The following is a 21,724-nucleotide window of genomic DNA, read 5'->3' on the forward strand; positions in this document are numbered from 1 at the left end:
ACGGTGGAACTATAGTGGCAGAACATGGGCTTGTTGCCGCTGTTCGTTCAATCTTTGCCGTAGACATGATCGGCTATGCGCGCCATGCATGGTTGATGACTAGACGGCATTTTTTAGCGCCTTAGGCTGTGCCTACTATGGAAGTAATTACTAGGTAGGGTGCGCTTCAAGCGCCTGAGCTAGCGCAACCGTCCTCCCGGAATTCTTCCGCGAAGATCAGCAAAGACAAAGGGTGAGGCTCACATGACTGACCGCAGTGCATCGACTGAGTATTCAAACGACACTAGTCCGCTGGCAGCCTCGGGCCTCCTGGCCAAGCTCGGGGCAACCATACCGCTGGTTTCTGCACCTATGGCAGGCGGTCCGAGCACCCCTGCTCTTGTCTTGTCCGCCGCCGAAGCGGGAGGATTGGGCATGCTGGCTGGTGGATATAAATCGCCCAAACTGCTCGCTGAACAGATCACCGAGGTACGTACTGGAATTTCCACCTTCGGAGTCAACCTTTTCGGCGCAAATCTCTTCGCACCGAACCCGGTGCCAATCGACAAAGATGCCTTTGTTGAATACACCGAGACCCTGCGTGAGCTAGCAGCAACCTACGACCTGTCCCTGAACGAGGTCGAAGCCCTAGAGGACGACGATGAGTGGGCGGAAAAAGTGGACATGCTGGTCAGTGATCCCGTGCCAGTGGTCAGCTTTACCTTTGGGCTTCCCCCTGCCGAGGCTGTTCGCCGGCTACAGAAAGCCGGATCATTGGTATTTCAGACTGTCACCAAGCCGGACGAAGCACAGCAGGCCGCAGACCTAGGTGTCGACGGGTTAGTAGTTCAGTCGTACAAAGCGGGCGGTCACTCAGGAACCTTAACGCCGGGCACGCCTATCGAGCAGATACCATTGGCGCAGTTGCTTGACCGCGTCCGTTCCCGGACCACACTTCCTATGTGGGCAGCAGGCGGAATCTCAACGCCCAACGCAGTGCGCGAGGCGCTCGCGCACGGAGCAGAAGCCGCTGTTCTTGGAAGCGTGCTACTGCGTAGCGATGAGAGCGGAGCCTCAAAACCTTATAAGGCGGCGCTGGCGGATCCTCGTCGCACTGAGACGGTTTTGACTACAGCCTTCTCGGGCCGTCCGGCGAGGGCTTTGCGTAATGATTTCGTGGACCAGTTCCATGGTGCTGCACCCAGTGGCTACCCAGCCATTCACCATCTGACCAGTCCTATCCGTAAAGCGGCAGCGGCCGCTAATGATTCGGAAAACATCAATATCTGGGCCGGCACAGGCTATCGCGACGCCACCGAAGAGCCGACAGTAGTAATCATGCGTCGGCTCGCAGCAGTGCGCTGACTCGGGCTAAGCCGCCCGGCGGCTGGAACCGGTGGTCAAGATCCGCTTCATGCACCCCCAGTCGGATCCAATAATCCTAGTTGCGACGCCCAATGGCGGGCAAGCGAACCTTCGTGCTGCGATGGAATCTGAACGCAGCGGTGGTTCAGTCGCAGGATCCACTAGGTAGGCATACAAAGGATCTGGACCGAAAAAATAGTGCCCGGTGAAGGCTCATCGAGATCTGTGCTGGTGTGGGCCTCAATCAGCTCGCTGTAGGTGTCGAATCGTTAGCTTGTAGCTAGCATGTAATGGAACAAATGTTCTATGATTTGAGTATGGCAGATTATTTTTCGAAAGTTTTGTTCTGACATTAAGCGCGTTATTGAATGATCAACGCTGAGATGGGATCAGATGAACTTCAACGGAAGCGATAACAACGTTTACCAACACACTGACCATGTGTCTCTCGTGGACGTTAATAATTTTTATGTCTCTTGCGAACGCGCCTTTGACTATTCATTGCGCAATCGTCCCGTGGTCATCCTCTCTAATAACGACGGCTGCGTAGTTGCCCGTTCCCAAGAAGCCAGAGATCTGGGAATTGCTACCGGAGAACCATTCTTCAAGATTCAGCGTTTGATGGAGAGCCATAACCTAGCCGTGCGCTCCAGCAACTACGAACTCTATGGCGACATGTCCGCTCGCGTGATGAACGATCGTGAGTTGCGTTGAATGCATCTCGCGATGCTAAATAAGGTGCACTATTGGCCCTGATTCGAGTTTAGCTTGCTGGTTTCATGCCAAGTCAGCCGCCCAAGAAATAATCCGCTCTTCAAATCAGTCAAAAAACATACTAATGTTGCATAGTATGCATCAAAATGGTGACCGGATCGCAGCGTTAAGAGTCCTACGTTCCTCGGATCAAGTAACGACGCTGCATCCTGAAGAAACAGTGTTTACAGCGATGCTTTCTGGATGGGCTGATCAGCAGCGCAGCCGTGGACTGAAAGATTCAACTGTGATGGCGCGATTGGCCATCATTCGCCGGTTCCGTGACTTTACGCAGGCTTATCCATGGCAGTGGCGAGTTGGAGATGTTGAGCAATTCAGCAATGATGCTAGTTCACATAAGCTCACTTTGGCGACGTTGAGAAATCAGCATGGCACGTTGCGGGTTTTCTGCGATTACATCACCAACGCTCATTACGACTGGGCCGAAACCTGTCAGGAGCTCTTTGGACAGGTTCCTTCGCAAATTTGCTTACCGTGGAACACGATCGTGCACCGGCTAGACTACGAAGCGGATCCAGCTCGCCGGCCCTTCTCCTATGATGAGTTGCAAACCTTCTTCGATACTGCTGATGCGAAAGTCGAAGCATTAGTCAAGGCCGGTAAGAAGGGTGCGTTGGGAGCTTTACGCGATGCGCAATTAGTGAAAACGATCTATGCGTTCGGACTACGCCGCACCGAAGCGGTAATGCTCGATCTGACTGATATGCATCACAATCCAGCCGTACCTCAATTCGGTAATTACGGGGCGGTGCATATCAGGTTCGCGAAGAGTGCTGCAGGAAGTGCACCGCGGCGTCGCACGGTCTTGCTGATACCGGAATTTCGATGGTGGATCGAGGGAATGAAGCAATGGGTGGAACAAGGCCGGCCCCGCTTCGGAACCCATGACTTGGACGCAGTGTGGGTTACTGAACGCCAGACACGCCTTTCGGCAGGATACCTCGATCGCAGATTCGCGGAAATCCGTGCCGAAGCAGGACTGCCGCAAGCTCTGACGTTGCATAGCTTAAGGCATTCTTATGTCACACATCTGATTGAGTTCGGCTACGCGGAACGATTTGTTCAGGAACAAGCCGGGCATCTTCATGCGTCGTCTACCGCAATCTATACTTCCGTGAGTTCTGATTATAAGAACCGCATCTTGAATACTGCAGTGCAGAAATTGTTAGGAGAAGTATCAAAACATGAGCATTAAACTAGAGACGACGTGGAATTTGCGCGCGGTGATGGCTTCTCGGGGAATCTATCAGACGACGAAACTCATCCCCTTGCTGGCTGAACATGACATTGAATTATCCCGTGAACAAATTTATCGTCTCGTCACCGGTGAACCGCAGCGTGTGCGTCTGGATGTTTTAGCAGCGCTCTGCCACGGGCTGAATTGCGATCTGAACGATCTGATCGTCATTAACGAGAAAGAAGCGACTGCACGAAAAACCGTCAATGCTTCTGAGCCGACAAAAGCACCGATCGGCGATTTGCGACCGTTAAGAGCAGTGATCCGCAGACCAGGATCCTCCAATGGGTCACAAACCCAGCAAAGGCCAAATTGATGAGTCAAGCAGGGAGAACTCATCCTTTGAGGCAGCAGCTTACTGCGACGGCGAGGCAACTGTGCGATATCGTTCCTGAACTGAACAAGAACCAATGCGAAACGCTACTACTGTCGGTCTCTGACCGTGCCCCGGTATTGCGCAATATTGAACTGGCGCTAAGCAAACATCCAGGACTACTCACAGGTCAAGAACCAAATATGACAGTGCCGCTGCAGAAGCTGTGCCACGCACTGAAAAAATCCGGGATTCAATGGGTTGTCCTCCCAGCCTGTGCCGGTTGCCAACGTGAACTGATCATGGTGAATAAAGCACCTGATGGCGGAAGATACTGCGCGAGCTGCCTGAAGAAATATCGGCAGAAACCCTGCGCGAGCTGCCAACAGGACCGAGCGATCTATCATTCAGTGGATGGGAAATCGTTCTGCCGTCCTTGCTGGCGCAAAGATCCTCGATCTTTCGAGCAATGTTCCTACTGCGAGCAGCTTGGACCTTTGGTAGCCCGAAACCCCGAACCGATCTGCACCAGATGTTACCGATCACCACAACAAGTTTGTTCTTTGTGCGCTCAAATGGGGAGGATCTCGCTGCGCATCGAAGAGCAACCGGTGTGCACTCGGTGCTATTTGGGCATGCGACGTCCCAGCACTTGTCCGCAGTGTCAGCAACGTCGACTGCTGAACTACAAACAAGACACTCAACTGGTCTGTGCTGCCTGCGCTGGGAAAGCAGCCCGGTACGCTTGCCCCGGCTGTGGGTCAGACCAGTATTCTCGCGAAAGACATTTGTGCGATCGATGCCGTATCGCACCGGTCATCCAAGACATGTTCACAGAACCAGGCCACACGAACATCCCTGAACAATGGCTGCCACTATATCGATACTTACTAAAACATTATTCAGGAGCGAACTCCTTCGAATCATGGACGCGAAAGTCCCACGGGGCAACGCTTCTGAAGCAACTAATCTGCAACGAAATCCCTTTAGACTCTCAAAGTATTCTCGCGCGAGCCCACTCCTCTCAGGAAGGCGTATTCATCCTCCACTTGCTGAACGGTGCTGGAATCCTAGACAACGTCAATGTGGATGGAGAAACCTTCGAGTACTGGTGGAACCGGTGGATTACGACAGTGAAGCCTGTCGAGGATCAGCTGTTGCTGAAACGATATTGCCGATGGAATATCGCCCCGCTACGCTCTGCCCATGCGTCGCAAGCTACCTCGGGGGCGTATCATCGTGTGCGCAGGTATCTTCATTTCGCTCACCAGTTCCTCGCCCGAATTCGAGAACAGAACCATAACCCGTCCACGTATCCGCAACGGAATATTGACGCGTTCCTCAGCAGCTGCCCGGTGAGTGAGCATGATGCGCTCGTTGCTTTACTGTCGTGGGCCCGCACGCAAAAGCTCACCACGCTGCAAGCATCAGTACGGCGACATGTTCTCAGCGCTGAACACTACGACGATGAACATCGGCTCTCGATTACTCGTCAGCTCCTCACCAATCTCACGATCAGCACTGCAGATCGGCTCGCGGGTTTGCTGGTTGCTTTTTACGGGTGCAGTCTTCGTAAGGTTTCGTTGCTTCAACGCCAGCATTTCATGGTCGAGGAACAATGCACGAAGTTATATTTGTCGGCTCAGCCGATCATTTTGCCTGATCCACTACCGGATATTCTGATAGAGCATTTGGACACATTGAACGACAGGTCTCCAACGGGGTGGGTGTTTCCTGGCCGGAATCCAGGGCATCACATCAGTAGCGGAGCGTTGGGGCGTCGGTTACTCAGGATCGGTTTTAAATCCCTGAGCGTTAGGACCACTGCAGTGATGGACCTATCCGCCCAGCTACCACCACAAGTGCTGTCTGAAATGATCGGTATCAGTATTGAATCCGCGGTAGCGTGGTGGAAACTTTCCGGTAATGGTTGGGGTACGTACCCCGCATTACGAGCGTCATCAGAGGAATCACCGCACTGAGAAGCTCTGTTAGGGATCAGCCATTATAGAACTCCGCGAAAAACTGAACTCAGCAATCTTTACGCGACGAAGGGATATGAACGAGCATTAACGCTTCATCGTGAATATAACCAACGACCGGGAATGAAGAACAGTGCACTCCGGTGAGAAATCAAAAGCATGGAAAAGTTGGATGCCTAGCAATCGTACTGACTGCGTATGCCAGCTTTAAAGTAATAAGCAGCCTCCTGAATATTGGCTCACCGACGGCCGGCCGTGTAGTTTGCGATGATCCGCAACACGGGCACTCTACGACATCCCAGAACTGAAAAACGCTTGACATTGAACGTAGTGGCACGCTCTTCACGAGCAAAACTTTTTGAGATTATGAAGCCCCTATGATCATCATCACAGGGACTTCGTCATGTTGATCCCTCGAACTTCACCGTTCCCAGTGCACTTATTTCACAGCTCCCAACTAATGGTCAATCGTTGTTAGCTTTTCTGGTCAGTTCATCAGCACCCTCCTACGAAAGTATGATTGCAGCCCGCATCTCATTAATGAGAGCCTAAGTTTGTCCTCATAAGCGAATAAAGCTCAAAGGAGAGACAACGCAGGCAAGACAGCACTCGTTATGTCCTTGACTGGCTAAAACGTCATGCTAGGAACCGTCGTGACTGACCCGTGGTGGCGCAGGTCATCCAGCACTCGGAATACAGATAGGGAGAGCAAAGATGCTCAAGAAATACACCGCCATGTTATGCGGAGCCGCAGTCACGGGCGCATTACTTGTTGCCATGCCAACAGGTGCGCTCGCTGATACTGGTATTGAAAGCGAACCAGAAAGATCAATCTCACAGCAAGTAACTGTTGATCAGAAAACCATTGAAGTAAAGCAAGCCAGTTCTGAACTTGAGCTCACCCTGCCTGGGCAACTAACAGATCTCAAGACGCCCTCACTTTCGGGCGTTCCTCAATCCTTAGTCAAAGACTTGAGCACCCCTCTTGTCACCACTGAAACAAAGGGTGCGGAGATCTCAAGTTTTGCGACGTCGACAGGTTCTCAGACTCTTATATCTATCGAGTCAGCAGAAGCCTCGCACAAGTACGCTTTCCCGCTGAAAGCTCCCTCCGCGACTACCGCATCCCTTGAGAAAGACGGCTCGGTTAGTTTTACTGACTCTCGTGGAGAGTATGTTGGTGGAATAAAAACCCCGTGGGCTTACGACGCCAACGGCAAGAAAGTGCCAACCAGCTTCACCCTTGAAGATGGAAAGCTCATTCAGAACGTGGCGTTCAGCAAAGATACTGCATTCCCTGTTACGGCTGATCCAAACACAGTTTGGGGGTGGGCAAAGTGCATCGGGACAATCGGCGTAGAAGTCCTTCCGCTGTTTGTCCCTGGAGGTAAGTTCGCCGCAGCTGGAGTCAAGCTCGCCGCCAAATTCGGAAGCGTAAAGAAAGGGTTCGAAGTCATGGTGCGCGCTTGGAATACGTACCATGACTGGGGTAAGTACACCGCCTACATCAAGAAAACATACGGAAATGTATTTGCTGACATTCTTGGAATAACCGCACTTCAAAGTGCTTGCTTCTCGTGAAATGAGGTTGAGTGATGAAAGATAACTATGGACCGCTCTATTATCTGGTTCCAGCGATACTCGTTCTCGCACTGATGTATTTCAATAGCGAAAATCTACTTACGAGCATTATCGTGTTGATCTGCGCTATTGGTCTATCCGTAAGCGCGGTACTCGGGCAAAGAAAATTGATCCGAGACATCGATGCGAGATCACGCCAATAAGTGGCTCTTCAATATCTAGCGTGGTGACTCAAAATAAGTGAGGCTTACAGTACCTCTGCGAAGATGAATGTCGACGAAAATAAATTCATCTGCAAAGAACTACGTGCCGTGTTTGAGGATACCAGGCCATTCAATGCTGCATCAATTCTTCTCAACCTCACCGACTACAGCGTCATCGCTGCCGCCAACGAAGCTACCGGGCGACAAGTACTTGTTGCGCCCACTGCCACCGAAGCAACCTATCCCTCCTGCGGTGTGCTGAGCACCAAGAAACGCGCGGAAGAAGATGTTGATCGAATTCGTAAATATCGGAAGGAGCACCCCTAACGTCAATGACCGATGCGGCCCGTGCTGTTGAATGACACGGATAGCGCCTCTCTGCAGACGGTGAACGGGCTATTCGCCAAAGACCTCGTGATCGTTAGGATCACGAGGTCTTTCTGCGTCTGGCGGACATCACTTGAATAGCGCGAGGCTTAATTTGTAGTTTTTCGATGAAGATCACGCCGCATAGTGCAGTCTCAGAAATTTCGATCTTTACTTAAGCAGATAATTTGCCAGTGCGATCCTTCTGTCAGAACGCTGTGGACTGTACCGACTGGCGCGCTCAGCCCTCTGGAAATGTCACAGACAGATTCGTCTTTTCTACGCGCTCTGCCTAGTTGCGTATTCCGCGATCAAGGTTTCATTCTTTCGATTGAATATTTGACTCCATGAGAGCCACCAAAATTACCATTCAGCGCCACCAGATGAAAACACCGTTATTCTCGATCAGAGCCACTGAATATTCTCTTTAGAGCCACCCTGTATAAGCTCCTTCCCCCACGGAGCCGACTGTGTGGTGGACGGAGCCATTTTCAATGGCACGAAAGATCAAAGCGAAGCGAATATTGCAGCTTCGCGTCGAAGGTTTCTCAGGACGCGTCATCGCGTCCGCCCAAGGCATCTCCTACACTAGCGTCGCCGAAGTCCTCAACGCCGCTGACGTAACCTCACGCTGCTGGGTCGAACTCAAGGACCTCACTGAGGCTCTAGTCTACGAACTGCTATTCCCTGGCCGTAGCGAGCACGAGAGCGTCTTCATCCAACTGGACTGGTCCACGGTGCATAAGGGGTTTGGAAGCATTGCGGGTTTCCCTTGTGTTGATCAACGGAGAAGAAATGACTTTTGATGCTCATGTTCCAGTAGATCTTGAGCCGTCAGTCAGACCTTAGTTAAGGGTCACTAAGCGGTGGCACGAAACAGGCGATCATGGATCGCATCATGCACAACACGATCTGGGTTGAGGCCGGTGGGTTCAACATGCGTGAGGCGTACTCGAATGTGGGAGGCTAGGAACCGCTTATCTTCTTGATGGAATTCTTTGTTCGAAGCCACTGGATGGACCGCGTGGTGCTGGTGGCTCTGAACGAGAATATTTGGTGGCGCTGAACGGCAATAACGGGTGGCTCTGAGTCAAAATTTAGATGGCTCTCAAAGAGTCAAATATTCATTCGATCTCAACGCGCAGCTGACTGTTCGACAGAAACAGATATACGATAACCTCAGTTTCACAGGATCGAGGCTGAGAAAGATGACGAATAGTGCACTATCGAACCGGAAACGCTACCAGTAGAACTACTGGGACGTTTTGGAACTTGGCACGAGGTGTATTCCATCGATGAATCGTTCATCGGGTTGGAAGGAAACCTAGAGCAGGTGCGTAAAACCGCAGCACACATCCGCACGGCTATCGATAAGACCATTGGGGTCCCGGTCTGCGTTGGTGTTTCCTCCACCAAAACATTGGCAAAGCTCTCCAACCACATTGCAAAACACAATGCAGGGCTCAACGGGGTCTGCGTCCAAGGCCTCATGGATCAGCAGGTTTTAGAAAACATTCTCACCCGGGTGCCCGTCACTGATGTCTGGGGAGTTGGACGTAAATCTGGTGCCAAGTTGGCGTCCATGGGCATAGAGACAATCGCGGATCTCAAGGCGGCTGACCCGTTGTTAATCCGCAAGAAGTTTTCAGTGGTTTTGCAGCGTACGGTTTTTGAACTTAATGGTCAGCGCTGCATTGGCCCGATTGAAGAGCGAGCCGACCGCGGACAAGTTATGTTCACTCGATCTTTCTCTTCCCCAGTACGCACCCGTGAAGCGATGGAAGAAGTTATGTCCATCTATGCGCAGAAGGCCGCGAGCAGGCTGGTCCGCGAAGGACGCTACGCCACCTTACTCACCGTCACTGCAGGCACCAGCCGCTTTGCTCAAGGTGAGGCTTCATTCCCGAGCGCGCAAGTGCGCCTGCCGCGGCCAACCAGAGATCCGATTCTGCTTAGCAAGCTGGCCATCGCGGCCATGGGTGATCTTATGCAGCCGGGGACGGACTACGTGCGTGGAGGAGTGATCCTCTCTGGCCTCAGCGATTCACCGGGTGAAAAACAACTTGATCTTTTTGACATGGGTGATGAGCACGATGAGACAGAACAGAAAAATGTCTCCTCGGTAGTCCAAGATATTTCAGCTCGATTTGGCGCGAAATCCATTGGTCTAGGCCCTGCGGGCTTGGCGCAAAGCCCTACCTGGACAATGAAACGTGAACATATCTCTCAGCGCTACACCACCGAATGGGATGAACTACTAGAAGTTCGTGCCTGAACCGTCCAGAGCGGAATTCTGGCTGAAGACATTCGGTATCCTTGCAGATCACGGTGAGAGGATGAAGTTATGACCACTCACGTCAGACAGCTCATGTCGCTGGGAATGCTTGCCATGCTCATGCTGACCAGTTGCAGTTCGCCAAGTTCCGAGACCAGTACGCAGAGCTCTCCAAAAGCCAGCTCTTCAAGTAACAATGGATCTGCACCATCAGCAACGTCCTCTGAGGACAGCACCCAAAGTAGCTCCGCCGCTGCCCAAACACCGCAGGCGCCTACGTCTCGTGAACAGGCCGAGGAACTTGTTGATCAACTGTCCGTTGAGCAACAAGCGGCCAGCCTGGTGATGGCTGGAGTCCCTGCCACGGGTGCCAGTAGCACTGAACTGAAAGCCATGGAGAAACAGGGCATCACCAATGTTTTCTTGCGCGGACGTTCGCAACTCTCGGTGAAAAAAACAGCGGCGCGAACCGCTATCATCACCAAGAGCCTGAAATCCAATGTCCCCGATGATTTACCGGTGTGGGTGGCCACCGATCAAGAAGGTGGATTTGTTCGGGTCCTGCAGGGGACAGGTTTTACCAATCTGCCGGCCGCCGCGCAGCAAGGCCAATGGTCCTCGGGCAAACAGGCCACGAACATCAAAAAAGTCGGCGCGGAGCTTGCTGAGGCTGGCATCAATGTAAACCTCGCACCGGTCGCCGATGTGGTTCCAGCCAAAGTTGGCACCAGCAACGCACCGATCGGTTATTTCGGGCGACAGTATGGCAATACTGCCGGCGAAGTTTCTCAAGCCATCGGCACAGTGAACGACGCGTTGAATGACGCCGGAGTGCAGCCGGTAGTTAAGCACTTCCCAGGACTGGGCAGGGTGGCCAAAAATACCGATACCTCCAGTGGTGTCACGGACACCGAGATCGGTGCAGACGCCACCGATCTTGAACCCTTTAAGCAGGCGATTAGCCAGGGTAACTCGTGGGTCATGATCTCCAACGCCCGCTACACAAAAATTGATGCGCAGAACGAAGCGCCGTTTTCAAAGAAGGTCATCACCGGTCTGCTGCGCCAAAAACTCGGTTATCAGGGTGTGGTGATTTCCGATGATCTGTGCGAAGCCAAACAAGTGGCGCAGGTAGCGGTCGGTCAGCGCGCAGTGAAGTTTGTAGCCGCCGGCGGCACCGTGCCACTGTGCGTCAAATCTAGCCCGGCGATCACCATGGCTAAAGCGTTAGCCAAAGAAGCTAACGAGGAAAAGGAGTTCGCCGACCAAATTCGTGAAGCGGCAGTGCTGATTCTGGAAGCTAAATTAGACCAAGCTGGCTAGCTGAGAAAAACCGTGGCATTAAAAAGGTCCGGGGCACTTTCCTACTCGCTAGGAAAGTGCCCCGGACCCGGTCTAGGGAAAACTGAAGACTAGTTGCTCTTCGGCTTTCCGGTGTTACCGGAAACGATATCCAGTACCTGTGCACGCTTGGTATCAGCGTTGTGCAGGTGCAGCAGCAGTGCCTTGGAAGCCTTGGCGCTGTCGGCTACGGTGACCGGAATCGTGTTGCCCTTTAAGTCGGTAAGCAGTGAACCTTCTGCACCAAAATCAACCTGTGGGGTTGCCACGTTGAAGTTGATCCAGTCGGTCTGATCTACCGGAACCATGGAGCCATCGTCATCGGTGTTGTACCAGGTGTAGCCAAGGACACGGTAGGAGATATCTGCAGCATCTTCATCCAGGCCAAGGGCCGAGAGGGAGACTGGCAGGATTGCCGTATTGGTGTCAAAGGTGTTGGTATCAACATCGCCAAGCACACCGTTCACTGGCTGAAGATCAACCTGTTCGTCGGTCGCCAGATCGAAGGTTGCTGCTAGATCCAGATCAATCTCGTCCATCACGGTGGTGAAGGTGACAAAGTCTGCCTTGCCATCGCTATTGGTATCAATCTCAACGTCCAGCTCGGTGCCACCGGCTAGGTGAGCCCAGTTCTCCCAAGTGGAAATACCGATGTTCAACTGACCATCGGCCACACCGGTACGAGGTGCAGTGCTTGATGCACCGACGTACTGCAGGTCCATGGAACGTGCTGCAGGAATGGCATCCAGCGAAGCGTCGCCGCGATCGCTGGAAGCACCAAGTTCAAAGGCACCAAGCAACGAGGTAACCTCGGTAGCGCCTTCACCAGCGGTGATGTCCTTGCCCTTGAGCTTCAGCGAGGTGGTGTTAGAACCCTTCTTCAGCTTCTTGACCGACCCGGACATATCCGAGGTCAGCTTTGGAGCAGCCTGTACAGGAACACGCAAGGTTGGAGCGTCACTGCTGGTCAGCTCAACGCGACCGGTAGTGTCGGCAATCCACGTGCGAGCCAAACCGGACTGAGTGGTTTCCATCGTTGGATCGATGGTCTTAGTCCACTGCTGCGGATCAACCTTCAGGGTCACCGTCAACTCGGCGGTGCCGCCAGCTGGGACAGTAACGCTGTTTTGATCCAAGGTGTAGCTTGCGCCCGGGATCTGGGTTGCAGCTACGTAGTCAGCCTTGTAGGTCTGAGCCTTGTCGCTGGTGTTCTTCACGGTGATCTTGCGCTGTGCGGAGTAGCCCTTCTTACCGTCAAGCTCAATCACGCCAAAGACCACGCTGGTCAGATCCGGTGCTTCAGAATCGTAGGCAAATGCTGGAGTATCCAATGCAGCATCGGCCATCACTCGGCCAGCACCCACACGGTTTGGTCCATAAGCTTCGCCATTGGCTGCCTTGATATCGGTGGCAGCGGTATTCATGATGACGCTCTTAGCCTGGTACGGGGTGTAGTCGCTGTCCTGAAGAACCAGAGCTGCGATACCTGCAACCAGTGGGGTAGCCATCGAGGTGCCCGACATGACTGCGGTACCGGTGCCGGTTCCGACGCCTACCGAGCTAATCTGCGTACCTGGGGCTGCTACGTCTGGCTTCGCCACACCGTTGGTGCCGTGTACGCCACGCGATGATGAGGAGTTCAGCGTGTCACCTGCTCCTGATTCGCTGGAGGAGGCTCCAACAAAATCAGGGGACAGGGTAACCTTCAACGTTCCGGCTTCAGCAGCTGGACGCAATTTTTCGGACTGATCCAAAGTGAACTGAGCACCTGGGATCGTAGCGTTACCGGCAATGCCAGCGTCGAAGAGGTTAGCCTCGGAATCCAAGAGCACTCCGGTGGCGCCGGCGGCTTCAGCGTTGTTGAAGCGAGCGCCGGATCCACAAGGGAATTCGCCGTTCTCGCTCCACTTGAGCCAAACCCACTTGCCTTCCAGAGAACCTGCTTCGAATGGCTCGCAACCAAATTCATTGCCAGCCGGGGCCATAACTACATCGCCCGAGAGCGCAGCAGCATCAGCCTTGGCGTAGTTGAAGTTTGCGGAGTACTGTCCGGATGCCGAACCGGCAACATCACTTGGTCCATCAATCTGGATTTTATCCAGGGTGACGTGTGAGCCTACCGAGTTGGCTACGGTCAGTGAGGATCGCGAGTTACCTGGCGAACCGCCGACGTCGGTGACATCTCCTGCGTTACCCGAGGCTACTACCGAGAGGATGCCGGCCTTGGTCAGGGCATCAACAATGTCGTTTTCCGGATCCTCGGTAGGTGAGTGATCTGAACCCAAAGACATGTTCACTACCTGGGCGCGGTCGGAGAAATCGCCGTCACCGTTGGGATCCAGAACGTAATCCAGTGCCTGGCCCACTACCGATGAGGAGCCGGAACAGCCAAAGACGCGAATGCCGATGAGCTGTGCTTCCGGAGCGGAGCCGGGGCCAACTTTCATCTCTGATAGGGCCTTGGTATCAAGGTCCGAGTATTTTCCGGTGAAGGTGGAACCATCTGCGTTTACGCCGTAGCCTGCGGTGGTGCCCGCAACGTGGGAACCGTGGCCGGCTGCTTCACAGTCCAATGGGTTGGGGTCTGGGTGCGGAATCGGCTGGTAGGTGTCATCGGCATCGTTAGCGTTGTAGTCATCGCCAACAAGGTCCCAGCCACCAATGAACTTATCGCCGTCGCGCAGTTTTGATTCTGCAGAAGGAAGTTCCGTTGATGCTTGGGCTTGCTTGTAGGCTTCCAAGGTACCTGGCCCACCGAAGCTTGCGTGGGTGTAATCAACGCCGGTATCCAGTACAGCTACCTTGACGCCTTTACCGGTCTTGTCCAAGGACTTCCAAGATTCCAAGGCCCCGGTATCAACGACCGACGAGCGGTTGGAAGGCTTCTTTGGAACGATGGAACTGATTTTTGCTACGTCACTACGTTCAGCGAGCTTTCGCAGATTATCCGCGTCACCGGTCAGCGCCACACCCTGCAATGCATTGTGGGTGGTGTAGATGATTGAAGACTTGGACTCGGCGGCGAGCTGCTTGCCCTTGGCCTTAACGTCCTTGTCCATCTTCTTTACCTTGGCAGCATCTTTTTTCTTGCCTGATTTTTTGACGGTTTCAAATGCTCCGTCGCCCTCAAATTGGACAAAGACGGATACCTTGCCGCTGGCCTTAGCTAGTGGCCCTGAAACCTTCAGTTTTGATAGCGCCTGGGTGTCGCTAATTGGTAGCGAGAAAGCTTGTTCGCCATCTGCTGGTTGGGGGATACCTGCTGCACTTGCCGGTCCTGACAAGGTGACAGCCATTGCAAGTGCAGTGGCTGACCCCAAGATCAGACGCGGCACTCGTTGCGTGCGCCGAGTGACCATGATTCTCCTAGCTGGGCTGGATAGCGGTAGTGCTCCCGTCATGGGCGGGCGAAAATGGCAAAGCGGTGCGAGCTTTGATGATCGTCCGAGGCCCACGTCCGCTAGTACGAGGGCCTATAGCTAGGAATCCTAGGTGACCCACAGCATATATCAAGGGGTTGTTGAATAATTTTCTGTAAACGGTATCGTGCGTGGCTTGGCGGTTTCACAATAAAATCCGCGCACCACCGCGACAAACCCGCCCAGCGTTAGCGACCGAGCGCGTCGATTTTTTAGAAAAAATAGACGCATTGTTACTCAGCAGTTGGCTAATGCTAGGCGGGTTTGTTGTTGGCCCATCGAGGTGAACCTAGATGCTATGAGCCGTGGTTAGAGGCGGTTCAAGAAGCTATGAACTCGCTCGTCGAGTAGCTCGATGCGTTCGGCAACAACCACCATTGGATCCGGGTAGATCGGATTTTTTGGAGGTGGAATGCGCACATTGCGTGAGCATTCGAAGTTCAGGCAAATCAAGGTGCCCAAGGTGTCACCGTCACGTCCGGCCTGTCCAGCTTTGCGTGTGGTCCACATGCCCACGGCAACAGGAATGTTGACGTCTCGGCACATCTCGCACATGGTGACGTTGGTCGGCTTGCGCTCGCCACTTGCTGGGCGCAACAAGATGCCACGGGTGTTTCCTGAACTATCGGTGTGGAACAGGTAACCGCGCTGCTGCAACTTGGAATCTCGCCAACCCAAGTACTCCATGGAATCCCAGTCCAGGGTGGCGAAGTTCTCTGGAAGCGTCAGTCGCTTTGCTTCTTGGCGGGTGGCGTTAACGAAAGATGAGCGAATGATTTTTTCGGTCAATGGCTGCATGATAATCCTCAAATTATCCGCGCACAGAAAAAGGGCGCACGGAAGTTTTAGTCAAAAAAGGGAGACTGAGGTCTGCAACGTAAAAAAGATGCGGGTGCGCCAATCAAAGCCCGCAGGCCTAAACCTTTGGCGGGAGACTTTCTAGCTAACCCCGTTCGACGCGCAGACGAACGGGTGGAGCGTCAAAGTGGCTTGCATAGCCGACCGCCCTTTCCCGTGACCTATTCACGCATCGAAATAAATGTTCTAAAGCAACCGTAGCAAGAGTGATCGAAACTTGCCAATGAGCGTGATCACGCTTAAACGTGGTGCCGGTCGCATTCAATAATGAATGCGACCGGCACCATGGTGAATCAGGTTTTGACCCCGGGCTTAGCGCCGTCCACCCTGCCACAAGGCATCAAATGGGGTGTTTCCCGAAACGCGGTTGCGAATGCCCTCGGTAACAAAGGCCTTAGCCGTGCGGGCAGCTTCCAGCGCGGTAGCGCCCTTGGCGAGCTCCGCGGTCACGGCTGCTGCCAGTGAGCAACCAGCACCTGAAACGGCGACTTCGCCGATCTTCTTTTCGCGAAGAATTTCTAGGGTTGTGTCGTCGTAGAAGACATCAATAGCGTCTTCGCCAGCGATGCGTACCCCACCCTTAGCCAATACTGCAGCGCCGGAGATTTCGTGAATCTTCTTGGTTGCTTCGACCAGATCTTCTTCGGTGCTGATCTTCAGTCCGGAAAGCTGTTCTGCTTCAAAGTGGTTTGGGGTCACGAAGGTAGCTAATGGCAGCAGTTCGGCCTTCAACGCTTCGTCGGTATCCAGTGCGTGGCCAGGTTCCTGACCCTTGCAGATCAAAACTGGGTCCAGCAAAACGTTGTCCCACTTCTGGGACTTCAATGCGGTGGCCACGGTGTTGATGGTTGCTGGTGAACCCATCATGCCGAGCTTGACGGTGCTCAACTTGTCTTCGTAGCAAGTTTGGATTGCTTCGAGCTGATCTGCAATGACCTGCTGATCGACTGGCACAAAGCGGTGGTTCCACGAATCCTTAGGATCAAAGGAGACAATGCAAGTCAGGGCAACGATGCCGTAGGTTCCCAGTTCCTGGAAAGTCTTCAAATCGGCCTGAGCACCTGCACCGCCGGTGGCTTCGGAACCTGCGATAGTCAAGGTTATGGCTGGAGCAACAATGTTTGTATTAGTCATAGTCTCAATTGAATGTAGTACGGATTTCGAACGGTTAGTTGTGCTGCCAGAAAGTCAGCGTGGTCGCTTTGGACCAACCTTCAGGCAAGCTAGCAGCATGCTCTTGCGTAGCTACCATCAGTAGCCAGGGCAGTCCATGGCTGAAAGCGGATCCGGCCAAGTTGGCCAGTACCGCGCGGCGGGCGACATCTGGATCATCGGGAGAGAACAAGTCCGGGTCGCTGAGCAGACCGTACGTTGCACCAAAGTGCATTCGTCCGCGGGCGACCGGGCGGTCAAAGTCGGTCACCTCGACAACATCATAGTTTTCCATGGGAGCTTCAAAAAGCCCTGAGGTGTCCGCCAGCTTGACGACTTGTTCTACATCTTCTGGCTTACCAGCTAGCAAGTGCATGGTTGCACTTTGCTCCCAGCCCTCGCCCTGTAACTTTGCGACGGTGCTGTCATTAGCTGGGCCCAAGAAGATCAAACGCTGTGCATCGGACGGGGCGGTCCATGAATCATCAGGCCAGTAACGAAGGATCTCTACGTCGTCGCCGTTTTGATTCACTGAACGAATTTCCTGCTGGTTAGGGAAAGACGCAATACGATCACGCAATGATGCGTAGCCGCTGGTCCAACCTGGTAGTGCTCGCGCAGTTCCGCTCATAGTGCTGCGTTCTCCTTTTGAATCGCTAGGGGTCACCTATCGGCATCACTGACTTTACGCCTAAAAACTGGGCAATACTCAACTGTGTTTCTAGGATTTCTCTGTCAGCGAGGACAGCCGATATCTAGGAAGCTTTAGACCGCTTTAGCGCCGAGCTCACCGAATGATCCGTTTCCATCTTGCCAGCGGTTTTGGGATCAATGAGAGACAGAATGTCTTCAAAGAGGGAACGGACTACGGGCAGACGGCAAAGCACTGCAAATTTAGCGACCACAGGTGCCAAATTTTTGATCAGCGTATGTGAACGTCGTTGCTCAGGGGACTGGTCAAAGGCCCACGCGGTGAACACCTGCCGCGCAACAAGTAGCAAGAACCGGGGGAGATCTCGGCGGATACCTAGGGGAGGCAAAGGCCGAGCGCCACCAACAGCCTGTTCCCACATCATCAGTTCAATTTTGGTTACTTCTTCATTGGCATGCTCGCCAGAAAGCAAAAGCTTCAAAAACGCCGGCCCGAACTCATGATAGGGAGCCAAGGATTGCACGCCAGCTTCCAGCACGATGCGAATGTTGGTTTCTAAGGTATTGCCCTCATCGAGCCCGTCTTGGCACAACCGCAATTGCTCATTGCGTAGGTTCAGCAGCAGCTGCGCGACGATGTCTTCTTTGGACTCGAAGTAGTAGTACGCATGTGAAAGCGCTACCCCAGCATTGGCAGCGATGACCCGCATGCTTGATGCGCGGTATCCCTCAATGGCAAAACAGTCCAAGGCAGTCGCCAAAAGTTTGGCCTGCGTCTGTCGACCTTTTTCAGTGCGCGGTTGGATGCTCTTGAGCCTTTCGAACGGAAGCTAATGGAGTTGATTCTAGCATTTATTGAACGCGTTCAAAAAACTAAAACTTTCATGCGGATGCAAGCGAGGGCAATCACTAGGGGAGTAGATTCCTCGATTTACTGTTTCGAAGAATGCCAGATGAGATGCGGAATTTTGAGATCTAATGGTTCGAAAACTAAGTTGCACGTTCAAGCGTTCCTAAGTCGAGGGCCGTCAGCATGGGATACTTGCTAGGTAAGTGCTAATACAGCGGAACCGCGCGCTGGCATGAAACTCCACCCATTCCTTTGAGGTACGAGCATGCCTTCGCGACGAAGTTCTGGCGAACCACTTTTGACAAGGACAACTACATGGGCGCGAACAACGCCGAAAACAACCTGACCAAAGCCAATAAAGCGGTCTTCGCTTCAGCGAGGTCACCATACTTTTCCACGGTGCTCACCCTGATGGGTGCCATCGTGATCCTCTCAAACATCGGTGCATCCAAAGGCGTAAGCTTTGGCCCAATCATCACCGACGGAGGATTCTTTCTCTTTCCGTTGGCCTACATTCTCGGCGACGTTATTTCCGAGGTATACGGGCTAAAGGCTGCACGGCGGTCAATTATTCTCACCTTCGCACTCGCCATCTTTGCGGTGTTCTCCTTCTGGATCATGATCCAACTACCATCCGCCGAGTTCTACGACGGTCAAGAAGCACTCGAACGCACGCTGGGCCCAATCTGGCAGATCGTTCTCGCTTCGGCCTGCGGCTTCTTGGTTGGACAGTTTGCTAACTCGTGGGTGCTGGTCAAACTCAAGGAACGCACCGGGGAGCGTGGGCTCATTGGACGACTGATTGGTTCCAGCGGCGTCGGCGAATTCCTCGATACCCTGATTTTCTGCTCTGTCGCCGCACCGGTCATTGGTATTACCGATGCGCCGAACTTCATCAACTACGTAGTGGTCGGTTTTGTCTATAAGACAGCTGTCGAAATCATTCTTGTACCGGTGACTTCGCTGGTCATCAAATGGTTCAAGCAACGCGAACCAGGCTACATCCAAGCCGTAAACGCTAAGTAGTGAACAAAGGGCATCATCCGCGAGGACGATGCCCTTTGTGGTTGTAGCGGGATAACGTTACAAGCATGCAGACAGGTCAGAGCACCAAGATTGTCTTGGAAGCACGCGAGCTGATTATTGGCTACCAACAACGCGTCATTTGTGGTCCGCTAGATCTGCAGGTTTCCGCAGGCGACGGGGTGGGAATCATTGGAGCCAACGGTAGTGGCAAATCTACGTTGGTGCGCACCATCCTTGGACACCTATCGCCGGTGCAAGGCACTGTCGAATTTCTAGGTCTGCCCGTGAACGAGGACTCGCTAGCCTTCCGCCAGCATGTCGCTGTCCAGATCACCGATGGAGCGTTTTTTGAAGAACTCACCGTTGCTGAACACCTTGAATTGGTGGCTCGCGGCCACAATCTGAACTCTTGGAAACAAAGCGTCAGTGAAGAGCTGGAGTTTTTTGAGCTACAACAAGTAGCCGGGCTACTGCCCAGCGAGCTCTCCTCCGGCCAGCGTCGCAAGGTGCTGTTGGCGGCGACACTCATTCGGCCTGCACAGCTGATGATCCTTGATGAACCGGAGCAACGTTTAGATCTGCGTATCCGGCAGAAACTCTATGATCGATTGGCCGTACTCAGAGGTTCCGGGACGACACTTCTAGTAGTGACCCACGATCCGCAGATGCTGCGTCACTGTTTGAACCACGCCTTCTTGCTGAACGAAGATCAAGGTGAAGCCCTTCACTCCGAGGCCGGAGCGCAGTGGCTTGAACGCTAGAGAAAAACTTCTGCAGGAAAACAAATTTGATCCGCAGCAGTTGCTCAACCGCGCAAAGCGACGGCGCAACTTTTCAGAACGCTTTGATCACTTCTCTGATGTCTATGTATGGGTGCTGGCCGCGGTTGTTGCTTTGGCATATCTTTTCAGCGCGATCTTTGGCCTCATCTTTGCTCTTCTTGGGCAGACGGTAGCTCACGTACAGACACCGTGGACGGTATGGAGTTTGCAAGAGCTGTCGCCGGTACTGCTCATACTCAGCGCCATCTGCGTTCTACGGCTGTTTTTATACCTAGGGCCTGTAGGCGTGAATGCTGCCAAGGCGGACTGGTGGCTGCCGTTACCAATTAGCACCAGGCCCATTCTCGGCCGATCGATTCGAAGCGCACTACTGTCTGGATTGCTGACCAGCAGTTTTGTAGGGGTGCTTTGGCTGATTGTCATGTTTGGTTTGGTCGGTGCTTATGAACCGCTGGTAGCCCTTTACGCACTGATTAGTTTTGCATTATCCGGAGTGCTCTTGACCAGCCTTGCGGTTGTGTTGCAAAGCTACGGGCTGCAACCACGTGCACAACGCTGGCTGGGACGCTGCATCGTGGCCGCCATAGTTGTCCTTGCAGCATTCTGGTTCTTGCTTCAGGTGAAGATTCCGTGGGCAATAAGTGTCGTCGAAGGTGCGTCGAGCTCTGTGCTCCGGTTATCTGCATGGGCTCCTGCCGCAATCGGTTTGCTGTGCTTGAGTGTGCTCAGTACTTGGTGGGCATGGAAACGCAGCCCAAGGATCGGGGCGCGCGACATGCGCGTAGCCGGCGAGCATCAACGCTTGGCCTTGGGCTCTGCGATGCAAGCAGATACCAGAGGCGCCGTGGAGCCATCTTCGGCTTCAATTGGTCGCAGGCGACGTCGTGGGAACAAGCTTGCTTCCCGACTGCCGGTGGCCTGGCGCATTCTGGTGTTGCGTTTACTGCGAGGCGGGCGCTGGCATGCAACGCTGGGGTATCTGGTGATGGTCATGGCACTGGTTGCGACTGTTGAACAGGTGGCCAACCCGCTGAGCGCTCTGCTGTTTTACCTCGTGCTGTGTTTGTTGCTGACGATAAACGTAGCTGGAACTATTTCGCCTTTGATCTCGCAGCCGCAACTGACACAACACCTGGGACAATCTGCGGTTAAGCTACAACGAACAGCGGTACTTTTTGCAGTTTTCTATTGCGTGATCGCGTTGACCACGCTCACTGGGGGACTGGCATTGCTGGGCGTCGTTCAGCTGAGCAATTTCTGGTTGTGGGGTGCAGCAGTGATCGTCGGCTCCCTTGGCGGGGCAGCAGCCAGCCTAGGTCATGCGCAACGTAAAGAACGCGACTGGGAGAGCCTGTTAGGTGGCTCCACCAGCGATACAACAGTGGTCATGGTTCTGATGAATGAAGCGTCCACCTTAATTCCAGCGGTGGCCACTTACGCGCCGCTCTTTGCTTTAGTGCTCAGTCCTGAAACCGGAATTGGTTGGCCGCTGTGGGGAATTTCCGTGCTATTTGCTCTCCGGGCCCTACGACCATTTCTCGGACGGGCGTACGCAGGTTTACGCGGATAG

General features: G+C 53.5%; 16 protein-coding genes and 2 pseudogenes. 13 read left to right on the forward strand and 5 right to left on the reverse strand.

Annotation, left to right across the window (positions count from 1 at the left end):
- The first annotated feature begins 243 nt into the window (after positions 1 to 243).
- From ACT3RW_RS01890 to ACT3RW_RS01935, 10 genes and pseudogenes are all read left to right on the forward strand, one after another.
- Positions 244 to 1,344, forward strand: a complete 1,101-nt coding sequence (locus ACT3RW_RS01890) for an NAD(P)H-dependent flavin oxidoreductase (protein ID WP_444612636.1) — start codon at positions 244 to 246, stop codon at positions 1,342 to 1,344.
- Positions 1,345 to 1,737: 393 nt separating this feature from the next.
- Positions 1,738 to 2,037: pseudogene (locus tag ACT3RW_RS01895) on the forward strand (Y-family DNA polymerase); the annotation flags it as partial.
- Positions 2,038 to 2,182: 145 nt separating this feature from the next.
- Positions 2,183 to 3,313, forward strand: a complete 1,131-nt coding sequence (locus ACT3RW_RS01900) for a tyrosine-type recombinase/integrase (RefSeq protein WP_444612637.1) — start codon at positions 2,183 to 2,185, stop codon at positions 3,311 to 3,313.
- Positions 3,303 to 3,671 carry a helix-turn-helix domain-containing protein gene (locus tag ACT3RW_RS01905; protein WP_431491978.1) on the forward strand — a complete coding sequence of 123 codons (369 nt, stop codon included), beginning with the start codon at positions 3,303 to 3,305 and terminating at the stop codon, positions 3,669 to 3,671. Before ACT3RW_RS01900 ends, ACT3RW_RS01905 begins: the two co-directional genes overlap by 11 nt.
- A gap of 1,046 nt (positions 3,672 to 4,717) precedes the next feature.
- Positions 4,718 to 5,650: a hypothetical protein gene (locus tag ACT3RW_RS01910; protein WP_444612638.1), complete on the forward strand. Its 933-nt coding sequence runs from the start codon at positions 4,718 to 4,720 to the stop codon at positions 5,648 to 5,650.
- Between the two features lie 714 nt (positions 5,651 to 6,364).
- A complete protein-coding gene (locus ACT3RW_RS01915) occupies positions 6,365 to 7,231 on the forward strand; it encodes a hypothetical protein (protein ID WP_444612639.1) in 867 nt (288 codons plus the stop codon).
- 311 nt (positions 7,232 to 7,542) lie between these two features.
- Positions 7,543 to 7,761 (forward strand): hypothetical protein, encoded by a 219-nt coding sequence (locus tag ACT3RW_RS01920; protein ID WP_444612640.1) that lies wholly within the window; start codon positions 7,543 to 7,545, stop codon positions 7,759 to 7,761.
- 533 nt (positions 7,762 to 8,294) lie between these two features.
- Positions 8,295 to 8,561: pseudogene (locus tag ACT3RW_RS01925) on the forward strand (IS21 family transposase); the annotation flags it as partial.
- Positions 8,562 to 9,055: 494 nt separating this feature from the next.
- A complete protein-coding gene (locus tag ACT3RW_RS01930) occupies positions 9,056 to 10,075 on the forward strand; it encodes a DinB/UmuC family translesion DNA polymerase (RefSeq protein ID WP_444614600.1) in 1,020 nt (339 codons plus the stop codon).
- A gap of 69 nt (positions 10,076 to 10,144) precedes the next feature.
- The gene (locus tag ACT3RW_RS01935) at positions 10,145 to 11,398 is read left to right on the forward strand and encodes a glycoside hydrolase family 3 N-terminal domain-containing protein (RefSeq protein ID WP_444612641.1); all 1,254 of its coding nucleotides are present in this window, start codon (positions 10,145 to 10,147) and stop codon (positions 11,396 to 11,398) included.
- 89 nt (positions 11,399 to 11,487) lie between these two features.
- On the opposite strand, the gene ACT3RW_RS01940 is transcribed toward ACT3RW_RS01935, so the two are convergent.
- From ACT3RW_RS01940 to ACT3RW_RS01960, 5 genes are all read right to left on the reverse strand, one after another.
- Positions 11,488 to 14,775 carry a S8 family serine peptidase gene (locus ACT3RW_RS01940; RefSeq protein WP_444612642.1) on the reverse strand — a complete coding sequence of 1,096 codons (3,288 nt, stop codon included), beginning with the start codon at positions 14,773 to 14,775 and terminating at the stop codon, positions 11,488 to 11,490.
- A gap of 369 nt (positions 14,776 to 15,144) precedes the next feature.
- Positions 15,145 to 15,633 carry an FBP domain-containing protein gene (locus ACT3RW_RS01945; protein WP_131090497.1) on the reverse strand — a complete coding sequence of 163 codons (489 nt, stop codon included), beginning with the start codon at positions 15,631 to 15,633 and terminating at the stop codon, positions 15,145 to 15,147.
- Positions 15,634 to 16,005: 372 nt separating this feature from the next.
- Positions 16,006 to 16,827, reverse strand: coding sequence for a hydroxymethylpyrimidine/phosphomethylpyrimidine kinase (locus ACT3RW_RS01950; protein ID WP_444612643.1), 822 nt, complete (start codon positions 16,825 to 16,827; stop codon positions 16,006 to 16,008).
- 34 nt (positions 16,828 to 16,861) lie between these two features.
- Positions 16,862 to 17,476, reverse strand: coding sequence for a hypothetical protein (locus ACT3RW_RS01955; RefSeq protein ID WP_444612644.1), 615 nt, complete (start codon positions 17,474 to 17,476; stop codon positions 16,862 to 16,864).
- 124 nt (positions 17,477 to 17,600) lie between these two features.
- The gene (locus tag ACT3RW_RS01960; protein WP_165477392.1) at positions 17,601 to 18,257 is read right to left on the reverse strand and encodes a TetR/AcrR family transcriptional regulator; all 657 of its coding nucleotides are present in this window, start codon (positions 18,255 to 18,257) and stop codon (positions 17,601 to 17,603) included.
- 404 nt (positions 18,258 to 18,661) lie between these two features.
- Here ACT3RW_RS01960 and ACT3RW_RS01965 point away from each other — a divergent pair, with 404 nt between their 5' ends.
- From ACT3RW_RS01965 to ACT3RW_RS01975, 3 genes are all read left to right on the forward strand, one after another.
- Positions 18,662 to 19,372, forward strand: coding sequence for a queuosine precursor transporter (locus ACT3RW_RS01965; protein ID WP_444612645.1), 711 nt, complete (start codon positions 18,662 to 18,664; stop codon positions 19,370 to 19,372).
- 65 nt (positions 19,373 to 19,437) lie between these two features.
- Entirely contained in the window at positions 19,438 to 20,133 is a 696-nt protein-coding gene (locus ACT3RW_RS01970; RefSeq protein WP_131090492.1) for an ABC transporter ATP-binding protein, read from the forward strand.
- The gene (locus ACT3RW_RS01975; protein WP_444612646.1) at positions 20,123 to 21,724 is read left to right on the forward strand and encodes a hypothetical protein; all 1,602 of its coding nucleotides are present in this window, start codon (positions 20,123 to 20,125) and stop codon (positions 21,722 to 21,724) included. Before ACT3RW_RS01970 ends, ACT3RW_RS01975 begins: the two co-directional genes overlap by 11 nt.

The organism is Glutamicibacter sp. AOP5-A2-18, assembly GCF_052446055.1.
Taxonomy (GTDB): Bacteria; Actinomycetota; Actinomycetes; order Actinomycetales; family Micrococcaceae; genus Glutamicibacter.

Coding starts and splice junctions, on each gene's coding strand:
- ACT3RW_RS01890 (WP_444612636.1), top strand. CDS start 244: ATGACTGACCGCAGTGCATCGACTGAGTATTCAAACGACACTAGTCCG.
- ACT3RW_RS01900 (WP_444612637.1), top strand. CDS start 2,183: ATGTTGCATAGTATGCATCAAAATGGTGACCGGATCGCAGCGTTAAGA.
- ACT3RW_RS01905 (WP_431491978.1), top strand. CDS start 3,303: ATGAGCATTAAACTAGAGACGACGTGGAATTTGCGCGCGGTGATGGCT.
- ACT3RW_RS01915 (WP_444612639.1), top strand. CDS start 6,365: ATGCTCAAGAAATACACCGCCATGTTATGCGGAGCCGCAGTCACGGGC.
- ACT3RW_RS01935 (WP_444612641.1), top strand. CDS start 10,145: ATGACCACTCACGTCAGACAGCTCATGTCGCTGGGAATGCTTGCCATG.
- ACT3RW_RS01940 (WP_444612642.1), bottom strand. CDS start 14,775: ATGGTCACTCGGCGCACGCAACGAGTGCCGCGTCTGATCTTGGGGTCA.
- ACT3RW_RS01945 (WP_131090497.1), bottom strand. CDS start 15,633: ATGCAGCCATTGACCGAAAAAATCATTCGCTCATCTTTCGTTAACGCC.
- ACT3RW_RS01950 (WP_444612643.1), bottom strand. CDS start 16,827: ATGACTAATACAAACATTGTTGCTCCAGCCATAACCTTGACTATCGCA.
- ACT3RW_RS01955 (WP_444612644.1), bottom strand. CDS start 17,476: ATGAGCGGAACTGCGCGAGCACTACCAGGTTGGACCAGCGGCTACGCA.
- ACT3RW_RS01965 (WP_444612645.1), top strand. CDS start 18,662: ATGGGCGCGAACAACGCCGAAAACAACCTGACCAAAGCCAATAAAGCG.
- ACT3RW_RS01970 (WP_131090492.1), top strand. CDS start 19,438: ATGCAGACAGGTCAGAGCACCAAGATTGTCTTGGAAGCACGCGAGCTG.